Here is an 18,224-nt window from a genome sequence, read left to right as displayed (position 1 = left end):
GACAATGGAAGAGTATCAGGATCATTCCCTGCGGGGAAAAGTGTTTCAAAAAGTCCGGGAGGACATTTTATCCGGAGTATATAAGGAGCATGAGGAGCTAAGAGAAACCGTCCTGTCGAAGAAGCTTGGCGTCAGCAGAACCCCGGTCCGGGAGGCGCTGCGCCAGCTGGAGCTGGAGGGGCTGGTCACCATGATTCCGAATAAAGGCGCTTATGTGACCGGAATCTCGCAAAAAGACGTGTATGACATCTACCGGATCCGTTCTGTGCTGGAAGGTCTTTGTGCAAGATGGGCGACAGAGCATATTACAGAGGAGCAGATCGAAGGACTGGAAGAGATCATCCTTTTATCCGAATTTCATCTGGAACGCTCCGGCGAACAGGCCGGGCAGGTCACAGAACTTGACGGAAAGTTCCACAAAGTCTTGTACGAAGCCTCCAATAGTCGTATACTGGAACATGTACTATCGGATTTTCATAAGTATGTACAGGCGGCCAGGTCCAGATCCGTTGCGAAAAAAGACCGGGCCCGGAATTCCATTATGGAACACAGAAATATTTTAGAAGCAATGAAAAACAAGGATGCAGATCTGGCAGAAGAGCTTGCAAACCAACATATTATGAATGTTATGGATAATCTGCATATGAAAGGAGAACAGCACGATGGCAAAAATCAAAATGACCACCCCAATCGTAGAGATGGACGGAGATGAGATGACCAGGATTCTCTGGAAGATGATCAAAGATCACCTTCTTGAGCCGTATATCGAGTTAAATACGGAATACTATGACCTGGGACTGGAGCACCGGAATGAGACGGACGACCAGGTGACCATCGACTCTGCAAATGCCACCAAGAAATATAAAGTAGCGGTAAAGTGTGCGACCATCACGCCTAACGCTGCCCGCATGTCTGAGTACGATCTGAAAGAAATGTGGAAAAGCCCCAACGGAACAATCCGTGCCATTCTGGACGGAACTGTTTTCCGTGCGCCGATCGTAGTAAAGGGGATCGAACCCTGCGTGAAAAACTGGAAAAAGCCGATCACGATCGCAAGACATGCCTATGGGGATGTATACAAAGGATCTGAAATGAAGATTCCGGGGGCAGGAAAGGTAGAACTGGTATACACCGCTGAAGACGGAAGCGAGACCAGAGAGCTGGTGCATGAGTTTGATGGCGCTGGTATCGTACAGGGCATGCATAATGTAAATGCCTCAATCGAAAGCTTTGCAAGAAGCTGCTTTAACTACGCTCTGGATACAAAGCAGGACCTGTGGTTTGCCACCAAGGACACTATCTCCAAGAAATATGACCATACATTCAAGGATATTTTCCAGGAGATTTATGACGAAGAATACAAAGAAAAATTTGAAGCGGCAGGAATCACATATTTCTACACGCTGATCGACGATGCGGTAGCCCGGGTTATGAAATCTGAAGGTGGTTACATCTGGGCCTGCAAGAACTATGACGGCGACGTAATGAGTGATATGGTATCCTCTGCGTTTGGATCTCTTGCCATGATGACTTCCGTACTGGTATCCCCGGAAGGATACTACGAATACGAGGCGGCACACGGTACTGTACAGCGTCATTACTATAAGCACCTGGCAGGAGAGGAGACGTCCACCAACTCTGTGGCTACGATCTTTGCCTGGACAGGAGCCTTAAGAAAACGCGGCGAGCTGGACGGAAACAAAGAACTGATGGAATTTGCAGACCGTCTGGAAAAGGCGACTATCGATACGATCGAGGAAGGAAAGATGACCAAGGACCTGGCGCTGATCACCACGATCCCGGATCCGACGGTATTAAACAGCGAAGACTTCATCAAAGCGATTGCAGAAAAATTGTAAAAACAAAATGGCAGATGCCTACGTATCCCTGATAAGGAACACGGCATCTGCCGTTTTTTATCATTCTGCCAGCTCCTCCCATTTCAGATAGAGCTCCTCTAATTCTTCTGCAATACCAGCTTTCTCTACAGCCAGCTCCTGACAGCGGACAGAATTGGTAAAGACCTCTTCCTGGGTCATCAGTTCATCAATCTCCTGATCCCTTTCTTCTAAAGCGGTAATCCTTTCCTCTGTCTTTTTCAGTTCATTCTGGCGTTTACGTTCCCTGGCCTTTTCTTCCTTCTGTTCCTTCCAGTCAAGCTTTGAAGCCGAAGGCTCCACCGCCGTGGCCGCAGGGGCAGAAGAGATGTCCGGAGTACTGGAATAAGCGTTCGTTAATTCCTCTTTCTTCTCCAGATAGTAATCATAATTTCCAATATAGTTTACAAAGGTCTGGTTCACCAGATCCAGGATCCGTGTTGCCGTCTGGTTAATGAAATATCGGTCGTGGGAGACGTAGAGCACAGTACCGGTATAGTCATTCAAAGCCTTTTCCAGGATTTCCTTTGATACAATGTCCAGATGGTTGGTAGGCTCGTCCAGGATAAGGAAATTGGCCTCCGAAAGCATCAGCTTTGCCAGGGATACCCGGCCCCGCTCCCCGCCGCTTAAATCGCCGATCAGCTTAAATACATCGTCGCCGGTGAAGAGAAAAGCGGCCAGTACATTCCGGATCTTTGTGTTGGAAAGGGAAGGGTATGCATCCGAAATCTCTTCAAAAATGGTTTTTTCCATGTGAAGGACATGGTGCTCCTGGTCGTAATAACCGATCTGTACATTGGTGCCCAGCGTAAAAGTTCCGGAGTCGGCAGGTACGACCTGGTTTAATATTTTTAGCAGAGTCGTCTTCCCCGTGCCGTTATCACCGATCACGGCAACATGCTCCCCGCGCCTGATCTCAAAGCTTACATCTGTAAATAAGTTCTGCGAGGGAAAGGACTTACTTAAGTGCTCGACTGTAAGGACATCATTTCCACTGATAATGGCCGGCTCGAGAGTCAGGTGGATTTCCGTGTCCATTTCTACCGGCTTTTCAATCCGTTCCATTTTATCCAGCATCTTCACCCGGCTTTCCGCACGGCGGATGGATTTTTCACGGTTAAAGGAGCGCAGCTTCTCGATGACCGCTTCCTGATGGCGGATTTCCTGCTGCTGATTTAGATATTCCTTAAGTCTTGCCTCCCGGATCTGCTGCTTTTTTGCGGCATAGTCACTGTAATTTCCAAGATAGCAGGTCAGCTCTCCCTGTTCGATCTCTATCACCTTTGTCACGACTCTGTTCAGGAAATAACGGTCGTGGGAGACGATCAGTACGGCTCCATGATAGTTCAGAAGATAGTTCTCCAGCCAGGCGATGGAATTTAAGTCCAGGTGGTTGGTAGGCTCATCCAGAAGCAGGATGTCAGGGTTGGTCAAAAGCAGCTTGCCAAGAGAGACACGAGTCTTCTGTCCGCCGGAAAGAGTGTCCACCTTTTTGGAAAACTCTTCTTCCTGAAAGCCAAGCCCTTTTAAGACGCCGGTGATCTCGCTTTCATAGGCATAGCCGTTATCCCGCTCAAATGCGGCTGTCAGGCGGGTGTATGTTTCCAGTCTTGATGACAGGGCATCCCCGCTTAGGGAGTCCAGCTCCTGTTCGATGGAACGGATCTGCTGTTCCATGGCGATGATATCTGCTTTGGCCAGCTTTACTTCCTCGTAAATAGTGTTTCCGCTCTGCATTTCCTGGTGCTGCGCAAGATATCCGCAGGTCTTTCCCTTTGTCAGCACCACATCTCCGCCGTCAGAGGGGAGTTCCCCCATGATAACCTTCAGGAGCGTGGACTTCCCGGCGCCGTTTGGCCCGATCAGCGCAGCTTTTTCATGGTCTTCAATATGAAAGGACCCGTCGCGGATAATCACGTGGTCCCCGAAAGATTTATTGATTTTATGACATGCTAATATCATAATTTCCTCCTTATATTTCCGTTTCCATTATAACGAAAATAAGACAAAATACAACTAAAAGTTTGACTTTATAAATACAATTCTATATAATATTTGTGAGATTAAACATGGAAGGTGAAGGCAAGTGGAAAGCAGAGGGATTTCTCGGGCAGTGATCAGAAGGCTGCCAAGATATTATAGATATTTAGGAGAACTGCTGGAAAATGGAGTGGAACGTATTTCATCCAGTGATCTGAGCAAACGTATGAAGGTCACTGCTTCTCAGATCCGACAGGATCTGAATAATTTTGGCGGATTTGGCCAGCAGGGCTATGGGTATAATGTAAAATATCTATATACAGAGATTGGGAAAATCTTAGGACTGGAAGAGAACCATAATTTTATCATCATCGGTGCCGGAAACCTTGGACAGGCCCTGGCAAATTATACTTCTTTTGAAAACAGAGGGTTTATCTTAAAAGGGATTTTCGATGTAAATCCGCGTCTGGAAGGCGTTACGATCCGCGGAGTACAGATTCGTATGATGGATGAGCTTAGTTCCTTTATCAGAGATAATGATGTGGAGATCGGCGTTCTGACTATACCGAAGGAAAAAGCGATCGAGGTGGCAAACCTGCTGGTAGACAACGGAGTTCGTGCAATATGGAATTTTGCACATACAGATCTGAACCTGCCGGACAATGTCATCGTAGAAAATGTGCATTTATCAGAAAGTCTGATGCAGTTATCCTACAATATCAGCCGATATAAGGAAGAGCACAAATAAAGTAGACAAGAAGCGTGTAACGGCAGCCATTATTCATATGGTCAGCTTTTACACGCTCTTTTCTATCTTTGGAGAAAGTTCAGACAGATCAGGTTATGTTTTCGCAAGCAGGAGGATGGGACATGCAGTATTTTTTGACAGGAAAGCGCATGCAGGCGGCAGACCGCTACACGATAGAAACATTGGGAATTCCTTCCCTTACCTTGATGGAGCGGGCGGCGGAAGCATGTGTAAATATTATGGAAGCGGAAGCTATTGACCTCTCAAAGCCCTGTGTGGTCTGCGGATCAGGAAATAACGGGGGTGACGGCTTTGCTATTGCAAGGATGCTGTCGGAAAGAGGGCATACTGTTCAGGTATGCATGGCAGGAAACATATCTCACTGTACAGAAGAGACATCCTGTCAAATCGAAAGGCTGAAAAGAACCGGCACAAAGATCTGTGACGGATATGTTCCGGGTGAATATAGTATCATAGTGGATGCTATGTTTGGCGTAGGCCTGAACAGAGAAGTTGCCGGACACTACAGCCAGATAATCCGGCAGATGAACGAGGCGGACGGCATAAAATTCTCCGTAGATATCCCCTCCGGAATCTCCGCTGATTCCGGGATGGTGCTGGGGACTGCGTTTCGGGCAGACATGACTGTGACTTTCCAGAAGAAAAAGATCGGGTTAATGCTGCCGGAGGGCAGAAGCTATGCCGGAAAGCTTGTGGCTGTTGATATCGGCATTAACACAGAACAGGCAGAAAAAGCACCGGATACGGTGTATGCGCTTGATGCTGGAGATTATAGAAAGCTGCTTCCTGCAAGACCGGAAGATTCTAACAAAGGAAGCTTTGGGAAGCTGCTGGTGATTGCCGGCAGCAAAGGAATGTCCGGGGCCGCATATCTCAATGCGGCAGCGGCTTATAAAAGTGGCGCGGGGCTGGTGCAGATCTATACAGCGGAGGAAAACCGTACGATCCTGCAGACACTTCTTCCGGAGTCTATTATCCAAAGCTACGAGCGGTATGACGAAGAAAAGTTGCTGTCTTTGCTTGCATGGGCGGATGCGGTATGTATCGGATCCGGAATCGGAATGGGTGAAGACTCCCGGAGGATTCTGGAAACCACGCTGAAGCACATATCTGTTCCCTGCCTGATCGATGCAGACGGACTGAATCTGATGGCTGAGCATCCGGAATACTGGGACGATCTGCCGGAAGGAGCCTCGGTGGTGATCACGCCGCACATGAAAGAAATGTCACGTCTTCTTGATGTTCCTGTTTCCAGGATAAAAGAAGAAAGGCTATCACTCCTTAAACGCTTTACAGATACCCATCCCGCCGTGTGTATCCTGAAGGATTCCCGTACACTTACAGCTGCATCCGGCGGACAGTCTGCCTTGAATCTGTCTGGCAATGCGGCTATGGCAAAAGCCGGATCCGGTGACGTACTGGCCGGAATTACAGCCGGGCTTATGGTCCAGGGGCTTTCGTGTATGGATGCAGCACTGCTCGGAACGTTTGTCCACGGATTATCCGGAGACCTGGCAAGAGAGGAGATGGGGCCTTACAGTGTGCTGGCGGGAGATTTGATCCGGCATGTGGGCAATGCATTTTTAGAAATTCTGAAAACACAAAAAGAATAATAAATCATAACAAGTAAAGGAGGAATCGGCATGAAAAAGTATACAAGAGTCTGTGCAAAAATCGATCTGGATGCGATTGAGTACAACATGGAGATGATGAAAAACAATCTGAAAGAAGGCACCCGGATTATTTCTGTTCTTAAGACGGATGGCTATGGACATGGAGCAGTGCAGATTGCACGGCTTTTGCAGGAGAAAGACTATATCTGGGGATATGCGACGGCCACATTGGATGAAGCCGTGATCCTGCGGAAAAAGGGGATTGAAAAACCGATCCTTGTGCTGGGAACTGTTTTTCCGGACCAGCGTGCAGCCATGATAGAACATGAAGTACGAATGACCCTTTATACGGAGGAGATGGCTGCAGAAGTCTCAGATCTTGCCACCAGGATGGGGAAAGACGTGCACATCCATATAAAACTGGATACCGGAATGTCTCGCCTGGGGTTCCCGATCTGTGAAGAGAGCGCTGACGCTATTGAACGGATCAGCAAGATGCCTCATCTTCAGATGGAAGGCATGTTTACCCATTTTGCAAAGGCGGACGAAGAAGATAAAAGCTTTACAGAAAAGCAGCTGAACGCTTATCTCTGGATGAAGCAGCGTCTGGAGGAAAAAGGGGTTCAGTTTTCCTACTACCACTGTTCTAACAGTGCGGGCATTATTGATGTTCCGGAGGCTAATATGGATCTGGTCAGAGCGGGAATTTCCATTTACGGACTGTATCCTTCCGGAGAAGTAAACAAAGCAAATGTTCCTCTTAAGCCAGCCCTTCAGTGGGTGAGCCATGTGGCTCATGTCAAATGGGTAGAGGCCGGCACTCCTGTCAGCTACGGCGGAACATACGTTACTGACCGCAGAACGAAACTTGCGACCATTCCGGTCGGGTATGGGGACGGGTATCCGCGCAGCCTTTCCAATAAGGGATATGTACTCATTAAAGGACAGAAAGCCCCGATCCGCGGAAGAGTCTGCATGGATCAAATGATGGTGGATGTAACAGAGATTGATGATGTGGCTTATGAAGACCAGGTTATTCTCGTAGGACGTGATGGAGAGGAAGAGCTTCCGGTAGAAGTGTTGAGCGATCTGTCCGGCCGGTTTAATTATGAGTTTGTCTGTGATATTGGCAAACGGGTTCCCAGAGAATTTTACCGGCATGGAGAAATTACGGAGCAAATGGACTGGTTCTGATGTACATGTGCCTTTCCTGTAGAATACTTCTTGAAAAGATGGAAATACTGAATATATCTTGAATATATCGGAGTGTGAAAGAAGTGCAGGTAAGGCGAGGAGATATTTTTTATGCTGACTTAAGTCCGGTAGTCGGATCCGAACAGGGCGGCATCCGGCCGGTGCTGGTAATTCAGAATAATGTAGGGAACAGACACAGTCCTACTATTATCTGTGCAGCTATTACGTCACGGATGAACAAGGCAAAACTGCCGACACATGTAGAGATTGATGCAGGAAAGTATCAGATTGTCAAAAATTCGGTGGTTCTGCTGGAACAGGTGCGCACTATTGACAAACAGCGTCTGAAAGATATGGTGTGCCATCTGGATAAAGAAATCATGAAGAAAGTAGATGAAGCTTTGAAAATCAGCCTAGAGCTTCATACATAGCAAAGGAGTTAGAAAACAGATTATGGAAGAGGGTAGTTTATTCCAGAGAATGAAAAATATTTTCCAGGCAGAGGATGAGAAGCTGGATGACGGGATGCAAAAAGAGGCGGCGGTGCTGATACGGAATATTTTCCGTTATATGGATAAAGACGCCAAGGATATTATGACACATCGTAAAAATATCGTGGCGATAGACGGGGAGGAAATTTTAGAAGACGCTCTTCGCTTTATGCTGGAGGAGAGCTATTCGAGGTTTCCTATCTATCATGAGGACATTGACGAGATTACAGGATTTCTGCATCTCAGAGAGGCGATTACCTGCTATCTGGACGAAAGTCTTCGAAAGCGTCCGGTAGCGGAGTTAAAAGATTACATACGTCCGGCGGTCTTTGTTCCGGAGACCAAGAGCATTGATACGCTGTTTAAAAAGATGCAGGCGGAAAAAAATCACATCGTTGTCGTACTGGATGAATATGGCCAGACCTCAGGAATTGTGGCTATGGAAGATATTCTGGAAGAGATCGTGGGAAATATCCTGGATGAGTATGATGAAGAAGAGCTGATGATCACAAAGCAGGCAGACGGAAGCTATCTGGCAGACGGAATGCTGGACCTGGAGGAGCTGGGAGATCTTCTGGCAATTTCTTTCGAAGAAGATGAATATGAGACCTTGAACGGATTCCTCGTGGACAAACTGGACCGGATCCCTGCCGAGGACGAGAAGTGCGAGGTGGCGTACGAAGGTTATCTTTTCACTGTTTTATCCGTAGATAATAATATCATACAGAGAGTTAAGATTGAAAAACAGAACGAAGAGTGATAAAATAGAAAGAGTGTGAAAAGATAAGATACGAAGAGAGGAATAGTTAAAATGTCAGGACATTCAAAATTTGCTAATATTAAGCACAAGAAAGAAAAAAATGATGCAGCAAAAGGAAAGATCTTTACCAAGATCGGGAAAGAACTGGCAGTTGCAGTAAAAGAGGGCGGAAGCTCAGATCCGGCCAATAACAGCCGTCTGCGTGACGTGATTGCAAAGGCAAAAGCCAATAATATGCCGAATGATACGATTGAGCGTAATATCAAGCGTGCAGACAGTGACGCCAATGCTGCAAATTATGAGCATATTACTTATGAAGGATATGGCCCCGGCGGAACAGCCATCATTGTGGAGACTCTGACAGATAATAAAAACCGTACCGCTTCCAATGTAAAGAATGCGTTTACAAAAGGAAATGGCAATGTAGGCACTCCCGGCTGTGTTTCATTTATGTTTGACAAAAAGGGACAGATCATTATTGATAAGGAAGAGTATGAGGGAGATTCTGATGAACTGATGATGCAGGCGCTGGACGCAGGTGCAGAAGATTTTGTAGAAGAAGAGGACAGCTATGAGATCATGACCACTCCGGAAGATTTCAGTGCGGTTCGTATGGCTCTGGAGGAAGCGGGGCTTCCCATGGCTTCTGCCGAGGTAACGATGATTCCTCAGACATATGTAAAATTGACAGATGAAAAGGATATTGCATCAATCCAGAAGACATTGGATATGCTGGATGACGATGATGATGTCCAGGATGTATATCACAACTGGGAGGAATAAATATCTATGGAAAAGTCTGTGGAAAGTTTGAAGCAGGAACTGGAGCAGATGTTTGATGAAATGCTCAGACAAATCAAACTGTTCAAGAAAAAGACCTATAGTCCGGCTTTTTTGCGTGCATACGACAGCTACCGGGAGCTGCTTTCCGGCGTGTCTTCCTGCTGTGCGGACATGGGCGAGGAAGCGCTTACGGAATTCGCTGAAATCATTCCAGAATATGCCTTCCAGAAGATACAGAAGTTTTCCAAACGAGACCAGGAAAAATATGCTTTGAATTTTAATCTGGCCATGGTGGTTTATGTTGTTCCGCTGTTTATACATACCAGGGATCCTCTTTGCGAGAAGCTGGCGGAAATGATGGTGGAAAAATGGAACCAGAAAAAGGTAACCAAGATGGAAATCGGCATGTCAGATTATGAAAAAATTTCTTCCGGCTTTAAGAGATCATGGTTTTCTTTTTCCAGACATTGATCCTGCCGGGCCGGGAACGGATGATACGTTAAGGAGGAGTAGTATATGAGCAATTATAAAATGGAGACAAAATGTATCCAGTCCGGATACCAGCCGGGAAACGGCGAACCAAGAGTGCTGCCGATCTACCAGAGCACCACATTTAAATACAGCAGCAGTGAACAGATGGGACGTCTGTTTGACCTGGAGGAATCCGGATATTTTTACACCAGACTCCAGAACCCCACAAATGATGCGGTGGCTGCGAAAATCTGCGACCTGGAAGGCGGCTATGCGGCTATGCTGACCTCTTCCGGACAGGCTGCCAGTTTCTATGCGATCATGAATATCGCTGCGGCCGGAGATCATATCGTGTGTGCATCTGCTCTGTACGGGGGCACATATAATCTGTATGCGCATACGATCAAAAAAATGGGGATTGATGCGACCTTTGTAGATCCGGACTGCTCCAAAGAGGAGCTGGACGCGGCTTTCCAGGAGAATACAAAGGCGGTATTTGGAGAAACGATCGCAAATCCGGCGCTGGTTGTTCTTGATATCGAGAAATTTGCACAGGCAGCACATGCACACGGTGTGCCGCTGATTATAGACAATACTTTTGCAACACCGATCAATTGCCGTCCTTTTGAGTGGGGGGCAGACATCGTAACTCATTCTACCACGAAATATATGGACGGACATGCCACCTGCGTAGGCGGGGCTATTGTGGACAGCGGAAACTTTGACTGGGAAGCTTACGCAGACAAATTCCCGGGACTGACTACTCCGGATGAAACCTACCACGGAATCGTCTATACACAGAAATTCGGCAAAGGCGCCTATATTACAAAGGCGACTGCTCAGCTGATGCGTGATCTGGGATCTATCCAGTCTCCTCAGAACGCATTTCTTCTGAACCTGGGTCTGGAAACTCTGCATCTGCGTATGGCACGCCACTGTGAAAACGCACGGAAGGCGGCGGAATATCTGAAAGGTCATGAAAAGGTGGCCTGGGTAGAATGCCCGTCCCTGCCGGGAGATAAATATTACGAGCTGGCACAGAAATATATGCCAAACGGAACCTGCGGAGTGATCACCTTTGGTCTGAAGGGCGGAAGAGATGCTGCCGTCCGCATGATGGACAGCTTAAAGATGATCGCCATTGTGACTCATGTGGCAGACGCCAGAAGCTGTGTCCTTCATCCAGCCAGCCATACACACCGCCAGATGAATGACCAGGAGCTCCTGGAAGCGGGTGTACAGCCGGATCTGATTCGCTTCAGCGTAGGCATCGAGCATATTGATGACATTATCGAAGACCTTCGTCAGGCATTGGAAGAAGTATAAAAAATTTGAAACACCTCCATACTAATAAAAAGTATGGAGGTGTTTTTATGGAAAATGCAGAAGTTAAGCAGGAACAGATCAGGGAAACGGGGAGCCTGGATCTGGAACAGGGAGAGGGAAAGCATAAAATCCGTCTTCTGACGATTATTGGTGAAATTGAAGGGCATGAATCTGTCGCGGGCAGTACAAAAGCTACAAAGTATGAGCATCTTTTGCCTATGCTGGCGGAGATCGAAGACAGTGATGAGATAGAAGGGCTTCTGATTCTTTTAAATACACTGGGCGGGGATATTGAGGCGGGATTATCCATTGCCGAGATGATCGCTTCCTTGAGCAAACCCACTGTATCCCTGGTGCTGGGCGGAAGCCATTCCATAGGCGGGCCTTTGGCTGTGGCGGCAAAATATTCCTTTATCGTACCAAGCGGCACCATGATTATCCATCCTGTGCGCTCAAATGGAATGTTTATCGGTGTGGAGCAGAGTCTGCGGAACATGATCCGTACACAGGATCGGATTACCCGATTTCTTGCTGCTCACTCCAGAATTTCACAAAGGCGCCTTGAGGAACTGATGCTAAACCCTACAGAATTGGTTAAAGATGTAGGCACTTTGCTGGAAGGACGCGATGCAGTGCGGGAGGGGCTGATTGATGAAGTAGGCGGAATGAGCGATGCATTGCTAAAACTGCACGAAATGATCCGTCTGGAACGGCAGAAAAAGTGTAAAAATATGTAATGACATCATTTCCGGAAAATGCTATAATAAGATATGTATTGCCAATTATAAGGGGGAAATTAAAAAATGGCTGCCAGATCTAAAAAGAGAGGGCGCAAAAAAGGGAGCAACAAAAAGCAGAACACACAAAACTTTTTAAAAGATGAAATTATTATCTGGCTGGCCCTTGCCGTCAGTATTTTAATGTTAGTCAGCATTTTTGGATTTGGAGGATTTATAGGGGGGACATTCTCCGATATTCTGTTTTTGCTTTTCGGACTGACCACTTATGTTATCCCGTTTCTTTTGTTTGGAGGGACAACATTTCTTATATCGAACAGAGAAAACCGCCAGGCATATGTAAAGACCGGAGCCGGAATCGTGCTCCTGGTCCTGGTCTGTACCTTCCTGCAGCTTGTCGACAGACAGGGAGGGATGCTGGGAAACATCCTGGTCAGTATCCTGACCCCGGCTATCGGAGTTGTGGGTACATATGTCGTAGACATTATTTTGATGATCATCTGTGTTGTGATCATTACCGGGAAATCCCTGCTCCAGGGCGTGAAAACCCAAGGGGACAAAGCCTATGACAAGGCTAAAAAGGATGCTGCAAAGCGGCGGGAACGCACACAGGCGCTGCGGACTGAAAGAGCTTTAAAGAGTAAGCAGGCGGAAAAGGAAAAGCCTCTGTCCGGACAGAGAGCTAAACGAAGCGACCGGCATGTGGAAGGCGTCTCCTTTGACACGACACTGGCCAGGAAATTTCCGGAGGTCAAAGAACTGACGGCAGAAATGCCGGCTGCGGAAGCAGAATTTCCGATTCACCGGGATGGAGAGGTTACGTTTGCATCCGCAGAAACGGAAGTTTCGGATGTAACAGAACAGGTTCCGGATCCAGAGCCGGTGCGGAAGAAAAAGAACAAAATGGATGCGGACGCTATCGCGGCGGAAGCTGGCGTGGTAGCCGCTGCTGCTACAGCACAGATGCAGAAGCCTGTCAAAGCGTATCGGTATCCGCCGTTATCCCTTCTGAAACGCGGGCCAAGAAGCGGTGGAGAATCAGATGCGTCTCTTAGGGAAACAGCGATGAAGCTGCAGCAGACACTTCAGAATTTCGGTGTTCATGTCACAGTGACTAACGTAAGCTGCGGTCCATCTGTGACCCGGTATGAATTGCAGCCGGAGATGGGTGTTAAAGTCAGCAAGATCGTAGGACTGGCCGACGACATTAAACTGAACCTGGCAGCTGCGGATATCAGGATTGAAGCTCCGATTCCCGGAAAAGCAGCCGTGGGTATAGAAGTTCCCAATAAGGAAAATTCCCCGGTCATGCTCAGGGATCTGCTGGAATCTGCCGAATTTAAGAACAGTGTTTCGAAGGTATCCTTTGCCGTCGGAAAGGACATCGGCGGTAAAGTTGTGGTGGCAGACATCGCCAAAATGCCTCATGTACTGATCGCCGGCGCCACCGGTTCCGGAAAATCTGTCTGCATCAACACTTTGATCATGAGTATTTTGTATAAGGCCTCTCCTGAAGAGGTAAAGCTGATCATGATCGACCCCAAGGTCGTAGAACTGAGTGTCTACAATGGGATCCCTCATCTGATGATCCCTGTGGTAACGGATCCAAAGAAGGCGGCCGGAGCCCTGAATTGGGCTGTTGCCGAGATGACCCGAAGATATCAGGCTTTTGCGGACCTGCATGTGCGTGATATGAAGGGGTATAATGAAAAGATCCGAACCATGCCTGCAGAAGATGGAAAGGATCCGGTGCTGATGCCTCAGATCGTGATCATTGTGGACGAGCTTGCTGATCTGATGATGGTAGCTCCCGGGGATGTAGAGGAGGCAATCTGCCGCCTTGCACAGCTGGCCCGTGCGGCCGGAATCCACCTGGTTCTTGCTACACAAAGGCCTTCTGTCAATGTCATTACCGGGCTGATCAAGGCGAATATGCCTTCCAGAATTGCCTTTTCTGTGTCTTCGGGAGTGGACTCCCGGACTATCATAGACATGAACGGCGCAGAAAAACTGCTGGGCAAAGGGGATATGCTGTTTTATCCTTCCGGATATCAGAAACCGGCCCGTGTACAGGGATCCTTCGTTACTGATAAAGAAGTGCAGAATGTAGTAGAATACCTGAAGGATCACAATAGTGATGTTACATATGACGAGGAGATTGTCAACCATGTAAATACCGCTTCCATCGGGAACGGCGGAGGCAGCGGAAGCGCTCCGGACGGAGATGACAGGGACGTGCATTTCATCGATGCGGGACGTCTGATCATTGATAAAGACAAGGCTTCCATTGGTATGCTGCAGCGGACTTTTAAAATTGGATTTAACCGTGCGGCGCGCATTATGGATCAGCTTGCAGAAGCAGGTGTTGTGGGACCGGAAGAGGGAACCAAACCCCGGAAGGTGCTGATGACTTCTGCAGAATTTGAACAATATATTGAAGAAACGATTTCTTAAGGAACAAACGTAGGAATTTATAATAGAACCGGGAGGAATTCGCAAAATGAAGTGCAGATATTGCGGGTATGAAATACCGGATGGAGAATTATATTGCGAACATTGTGGAAAAGAAGTGCGGATCGTACCAGATTATAATCCACTGGATGATATGCTTACGGCACAGATCAAAGTGTCTCTGGACGGTGAGGAACCGGAGGATGAGGCTTTTGATACGGCTCCTGTTCGAAATACCGGACGGAATACCGGACGCAGGACAGGTACCGACCGTGGGACAAGACAGGGTACAAGTAGAAATACAAATCGCAGTACAGGAAGACGCGGCAGCTCTCCGGAGATGGAACGAAGGCGTCGGCGCCAGCAGCAGGCGCGGAAAAAAGCAGCGCTTCGAAAAAAAAGGAGAAGACTGCTGATGATCATGGCTCTGTTTTTGATCCTGATCGCTGCCGGCATTTATTTCTTATACAGCAATTCGTATGCCGGTGTTGTGCGAAGGGGAACCCGGGCGCTGGATGCGGGAAATTACAGTGAGGCACAGAGCCTTTTTGAACGGGCGATGTCCAAGGATGATGAACGGCCTGAAGCCTATACCGGACTGTCCGGCGTTTATGCTGCGCAGGATGATCTGGATGCGGCAGAGGCAGTTTTTCTGACTGGCCTGGAGGAGCAGACAGATAACGCTGATCTTTATGAGGCATGCGTCAATTTCTATATGGATACGGAACAACAGGAAAAGATCCCGGAACTCCTGGATGATGCCAGTGACACGGTACAGGAAGCGCTGGGCGGATATATCATTGATGGGCCGTCCTTTAGTCTGGATGACGAGGAAACCTTCGAGGATGTCCAGGAGCTGACTCTGACGGCAGGTGACGGTGAGACTATCTACTACACTACTGATGAGTCCGACCCAACCACCTCATCTACCAAATATACGGAACCGATCCAGATCAGTGAGGGAACCACGACGATCACGGCAATTGCGGTGGATGACAGGGGGGTTCCAAGCCTTCCGGTCCAGAAAAACTACACCGTAGAATTCCCAATCGTAGATGCACCTGCCGTATCACCGTCCACCGGACAATATGATGAGGCAAAGCAGATTGAGATCAAGGTGCCGGAGGGATATGATGCTTACTATACAATGGATGAATCTGATCCCACCACTGCATCTACCAAGTATACCGGGCCAATTGAAATGCCGGAGGGAACAACCATCTTTAAAGCAATCCTGGTGAATGGTGAAGGCCGTTCCAGCGGGATCACCACCCGCAATTATGAGCGGATCACAAACTGATTCCTTGGAAAATCGTTAGAGTAAAGGGGCAGATATATGCAGGTATCTGTCTCTTTTTTGTGTAATAATTAACGATTTTGTATGTTTATTTTTGGTTATTATGGCGAAGTTACTTGATATTTTGCGGTAGATACTTTATTATGAAAGAAGCATAATTTAGATTTAGGAGGAAACGAGATGTACAAGATATTAAAAGCCGAAAAGCTGGCTGATATGATCTATCTTATGGATGTTGAAGCTCCTCGCGTCGCAAGGCACTGTATGCCGGGTCAGTTCGTCATCGTAAAGATGGACGAAAAAGGAGAGCGTATTCCTTTGACGATCTGTGACTATGACAGGGAAGCAGGGACGATCACTATCGTATTTCAGACAGTGGGCGCATCCACACATAAGATGGCTGAATTAAAAGCAGGAGATTCCTTCCGTGATTTTACCGGTCCTCTGGGATGTCCTTCCGAACTTGTAGAGGAGGATCTGGAAACTCTGAAAAAGAAAAAAATTCTGTTTGTCGGCGGTGGTGTTGGGGCAGCTCCGGTCTATCCGCAGGTAAAATGGATGAAAGAACATGGAATCGATGTGGACGTAATCATCGGATCCAAGACCAAAGACATGCTGCTTCTGGAAGATGAAATGAAAGCAGTTGCAGGAAATTATTATCCATGTACAGACGATGGTACATATGGGCATGCCGGTATGGTTACATCTATGATCGAGGAACTGGCAGAGCAGGGGAACAAATATGATGTATGCGTTGCAATCGGGCCGATGATCATGATGAAGTTTGTCTGTCTGCTGACAAAGAAGCTGGAGATCCCGACGATCGTCAGCATGAATCCTATCATGGTAGATGGTACTGGTATGTGTGGGGCATGCCGGCTTCACGTGGGAGATGAGATCAAGTTCGCCTGTGTAGACGGTCCGGAATTCGACGGACACCTGGTCAACTTTGACGAGGCGATGAAGAGACAGCAGATGTACAAGACAGCGGAAGGCCGTGCAATGCTGAAATTACAGGAAGGCGACACCCATCACGGCGGATGTGGCCATTGCGGAGGTGACAACTAATGGCTGATATGTTAAAGAGAGTTCCTGTCAGAGAACAGGATGCAAAGGTAAGAGCAACAAACTTCGAAGAAGTATGTTACGGATATAATCAGGAAGAAGCGATGGAAGAAGCTTCCCGCTGCCTGAACTGTAAAAATGCGAAATGTATCCAGGGATGCCCGGTATCCATCAACATTCCTGGATTCATCTCTAAGGTAAAAGAAGGGGATATTGAGGGTGCTTACCAGGTTATCGGCGAGTCCTCAGCACTTCCGGCTATCTGCGGACGTGTATGTCCTCAGGAATCCCAGTGCGAATGTAAATGTATCCGCGGGATCAAGGGAGAACCGGTATCGATCGGTAAGCTGGAAAGATTCGTTGCAGATTATGCGCTGGAGCATGATATCAAACCGCAGAAGGCAGAAAAGACCAATGGCCACAAGGTAGCCGTTATCGGTTCCGGACCGTCCGGACTTACCTGTGCCGGCGACCTGGCAAAGCTTGGCTATGAAGTAACCGTTTTTGAAGCCCTCCATGAGCTGGGCGGCGTGCTGGTATACGGAATCCCTGAATTCCGTCTTCCAAAAGAAAAGGTCGTAAAAAAAGAAATTGAAAAAGTAAAAGAGCTGGGTGTAAAATTTGAGACTAACGTAGTCATCGGAAAATCTACAACCATCGACCAGCTGATGGAAGAAGAGGATTTTGAAGCTGTATTTATCGGCTCCGGAGCCGGACTTCCGATGTTCATGGGTATCCCGGGAGAGACTGCCAACGGCGTGTTCTCAGCTAACGAGTACCTGACCCGCAGCAACCTGATGAAAGCCTTCGATGATTCCTACGATACACCAATCGCGGCCGGAAAGAAAGTTGCTGTTGTCGGCGGCGGTAATGTGGCGATGGATGCAGCCAGAACAGCACTTCGTCTTGGTGCGGAAGTCCACATCGTATATCGACGCAGCGAGGCAGAACTTCCGGCCAGAGTAGAGGAAGTACACCACGCTAAAGAAGAAGGCGTGATCTTTGACCTCCTTACCAATCCAAAAGAAATCCTGGTGGATGATAATGGATGGGTAAAAGGGATGAAAGTCATCAAGATGGAGCTTGGCGAGCCGGATGCATCCGGTAGAAGACGTCCGGTAGAGATCCCCGGATCCGAGTATGAGATTGAAGTAGATACAGTCATCATGTCGCTTGGAACCTCTCCGAACCCGCTGATAGCTTCCACTACAAAAGGATTGGAAACCAACCGCAGAAAATGTATCGTCGCAGAGGAAGAAAACGGACAGACCTCCAAGGCATGCGTATTCGCCGGCGGCGATGCCGTGACAGGAGCCGCCACTGTTATTCTTGCCATGGGTGCAGGAAAGGCAGGCGCAAAAGGTATCCACGAACTTTTGTCTGCTAAATAATTAACAGGGGACGTAC

General features: G+C 47.8%; 16 protein-coding genes. 15 read left to right on the top strand and 1 reads right to left on the bottom strand.

All coding sequences use genetic code 11. The features are described 5' to 3' along the window. Positions 1 to 4 precede the first annotated feature (4 nt). On the top strand, positions 5 to 712 hold the full coding sequence (locus BKD12_RS10575) for a GntR family transcriptional regulator (protein ID WP_070089279.1): 708 nt from the start codon (positions 5 to 7) through the stop codon (positions 710 to 712). Further along, positions 663 to 1,859 carry an NADP-dependent isocitrate dehydrogenase gene (locus BKD12_RS10570; RefSeq protein WP_070089278.1) on the top strand — a complete coding sequence of 399 codons (1,197 nt, stop codon included), beginning with the start codon at positions 663 to 665 and terminating at the stop codon, positions 1,857 to 1,859. The genes BKD12_RS10575 and BKD12_RS10570 overlap by 50 nt, the downstream gene beginning before the upstream one ends. 60 nt (positions 1,860 to 1,919) lie before the next feature. Here the strand turns inward: BKD12_RS10570 and abc-f are convergent, their stop codons facing one another. After that, positions 1,920 to 3,842 (bottom strand): ribosomal protection-like ABC-F family protein, encoded by a 1,923-nt coding sequence (gene abc-f, locus BKD12_RS10565; RefSeq protein ID WP_070089277.1) that lies wholly within the window; start codon positions 3,840 to 3,842, stop codon positions 1,920 to 1,922. Between the two features lie 124 nt (positions 3,843 to 3,966). Between abc-f and BKD12_RS10560 the strand changes: the two genes are divergently transcribed. The 13 genes from BKD12_RS10560 to gltA all read left to right on the top strand — a co-directional run bounded on the left by BKD12_RS10560 (position 3,967) and on the right by gltA (position 18,208). Continuing rightward, positions 3,967 to 4,608 carry a redox-sensing transcriptional repressor Rex gene (locus BKD12_RS10560; RefSeq protein ID WP_070089276.1) on the top strand — a complete coding sequence of 214 codons (642 nt, stop codon included), beginning with the start codon at positions 3,967 to 3,969 and terminating at the stop codon, positions 4,606 to 4,608. 122 nt (positions 4,609 to 4,730) lie between these two features. After that, entirely contained in the window at positions 4,731 to 6,242 is a 1,512-nt protein-coding gene (locus tag BKD12_RS10555; RefSeq protein ID WP_070089275.1) for a bifunctional ADP-dependent NAD(P)H-hydrate dehydratase/NAD(P)H-hydrate epimerase, read from the top strand. A 30-nt stretch (positions 6,243 to 6,272) separates the two neighbouring features. Then, positions 6,273 to 7,436 (top strand): alanine racemase, encoded by a 1,164-nt coding sequence (gene alr, locus BKD12_RS10550; RefSeq protein ID WP_070089274.1) that lies wholly within the window; start codon positions 6,273 to 6,275, stop codon positions 7,434 to 7,436. Positions 7,437 to 7,519: 83 nt separating this feature from the next. Further along, on the top strand, positions 7,520 to 7,867 hold the full coding sequence (locus BKD12_RS10545; RefSeq protein WP_070089273.1) for a type II toxin-antitoxin system PemK/MazF family toxin: 348 nt from the start codon (positions 7,520 to 7,522) through the stop codon (positions 7,865 to 7,867). Positions 7,868 to 7,889: 22 nt separating this feature from the next. Continuing rightward, the gene (locus BKD12_RS10540; protein ID WP_070089272.1) at positions 7,890 to 8,687 is read left to right on the top strand and encodes a hemolysin family protein; all 798 of its coding nucleotides are present in this window, start codon (positions 7,890 to 7,892) and stop codon (positions 8,685 to 8,687) included. A gap of 51 nt (positions 8,688 to 8,738) precedes the next feature. Next, a complete protein-coding gene (locus tag BKD12_RS10535) occupies positions 8,739 to 9,470 on the top strand; it encodes a YebC/PmpR family DNA-binding transcriptional regulator (RefSeq protein ID WP_070089271.1) in 732 nt (243 codons plus the stop codon). A gap of 6 nt (positions 9,471 to 9,476) precedes the next feature. Then, positions 9,477 to 9,941: a hypothetical protein gene (locus BKD12_RS10530; RefSeq protein ID WP_070089270.1), complete on the top strand. Its 465-nt coding sequence runs from the start codon at positions 9,477 to 9,479 to the stop codon at positions 9,939 to 9,941. Between the two features lie 45 nt (positions 9,942 to 9,986). Then, complete coding sequence (locus BKD12_RS10525) at positions 9,987 to 11,267, top strand: O-acetylhomoserine aminocarboxypropyltransferase/cysteine synthase family protein (protein ID WP_070089269.1); 1,281 nt, start codon at positions 9,987 to 9,989, stop codon at positions 11,265 to 11,267. Positions 11,268 to 11,314: 47 nt separating this feature from the next. After that, on the top strand, positions 11,315 to 12,004 hold the full coding sequence (locus tag BKD12_RS10520; protein WP_070089268.1) for a ClpP family protease: 690 nt from the start codon (positions 11,315 to 11,317) through the stop codon (positions 12,002 to 12,004). Positions 12,005 to 12,070: 66 nt separating this feature from the next. Then, the gene (locus tag BKD12_RS10515; protein WP_070089267.1) at positions 12,071 to 14,458 is read left to right on the top strand and encodes an FtsK/SpoIIIE family DNA translocase; all 2,388 of its coding nucleotides are present in this window, start codon (positions 12,071 to 12,073) and stop codon (positions 14,456 to 14,458) included. A 46-nt stretch (positions 14,459 to 14,504) separates the two neighbouring features. Further along, the gene (locus tag BKD12_RS10510) at positions 14,505 to 15,755 is read left to right on the top strand and encodes a chitobiase/beta-hexosaminidase C-terminal domain-containing protein (RefSeq protein WP_070089266.1); all 1,251 of its coding nucleotides are present in this window, start codon (positions 14,505 to 14,507) and stop codon (positions 15,753 to 15,755) included. 177 nt (positions 15,756 to 15,932) lie between these two features. Beyond that, positions 15,933 to 16,820 (top strand): sulfide/dihydroorotate dehydrogenase-like FAD/NAD-binding protein, encoded by an 888-nt coding sequence (locus tag BKD12_RS10505; protein WP_070089265.1) that lies wholly within the window; start codon positions 15,933 to 15,935, stop codon positions 16,818 to 16,820. Then, positions 16,820 to 18,208, top strand: a complete 1,389-nt coding sequence (gltA, locus tag BKD12_RS10500) for an NADPH-dependent glutamate synthase (RefSeq protein ID WP_070089264.1) — start codon at positions 16,820 to 16,822, stop codon at positions 18,206 to 18,208. Before BKD12_RS10505 ends, gltA begins: the two co-directional genes overlap by 1 nt. The last annotated feature ends 16 nt before the right edge of the window (positions 18,209 to 18,224 follow it).

Origin of the sequence: Merdimonas faecis (assembly GCF_001754075.1) — a bacterium.
Lineage (GTDB): Bacteria > Bacillota > Clostridia > Lachnospirales > Lachnospiraceae > Merdimonas > Merdimonas faecis.
Note: the sequence above shows the minus strand (reverse complement) of the source record. Positions and strands in the feature narration are given on the sequence as shown.

Coding starts and splice junctions, on each gene's coding strand:
- BKD12_RS10535 (WP_070089271.1), top strand. CDS start 8,739: ATGTCAGGACATTCAAAATTTGCTAATATTAAGCACAAGAAAGAAAAA.
- BKD12_RS10555 (WP_070089275.1), top strand. CDS start 4,731: ATGCAGTATTTTTTGACAGGAAAGCGCATGCAGGCGGCAGACCGCTAC.
- BKD12_RS10570 (WP_070089278.1), top strand. CDS start 663: ATGGCAAAAATCAAAATGACCACCCCAATCGTAGAGATGGACGGAGAT.
- BKD12_RS10505 (WP_070089265.1), top strand. CDS start 15,933: ATGTACAAGATATTAAAAGCCGAAAAGCTGGCTGATATGATCTATCTT.
- gltA (WP_070089264.1), top strand. CDS start 16,820: ATGGCTGATATGTTAAAGAGAGTTCCTGTCAGAGAACAGGATGCAAAG.
- BKD12_RS10520 (WP_070089268.1), top strand. CDS start 11,315: ATGGAAAATGCAGAAGTTAAGCAGGAACAGATCAGGGAAACGGGGAGC.
- BKD12_RS10575 (WP_070089279.1), top strand. CDS start 5: ATGGAAGAGTATCAGGATCATTCCCTGCGGGGAAAAGTGTTTCAAAAA.
- BKD12_RS10540 (WP_070089272.1), top strand. CDS start 7,890: ATGGAAGAGGGTAGTTTATTCCAGAGAATGAAAAATATTTTCCAGGCA.
- BKD12_RS10530 (WP_070089270.1), top strand. CDS start 9,477: ATGGAAAAGTCTGTGGAAAGTTTGAAGCAGGAACTGGAGCAGATGTTT.
- alr (WP_070089274.1), top strand. CDS start 6,273: ATGAAAAAGTATACAAGAGTCTGTGCAAAAATCGATCTGGATGCGATT.
- BKD12_RS10510 (WP_070089266.1), top strand. CDS start 14,505: ATGAAGTGCAGATATTGCGGGTATGAAATACCGGATGGAGAATTATAT.
- BKD12_RS10515 (WP_070089267.1), top strand. CDS start 12,071: ATGGCTGCCAGATCTAAAAAGAGAGGGCGCAAAAAAGGGAGCAACAAA.
- abc-f (WP_070089277.1), bottom strand. CDS start 3,842: ATGATATTAGCATGTCATAAAATCAATAAATCTTTCGGGGACCACGTG.
- BKD12_RS10525 (WP_070089269.1), top strand. CDS start 9,987: ATGAGCAATTATAAAATGGAGACAAAATGTATCCAGTCCGGATACCAG.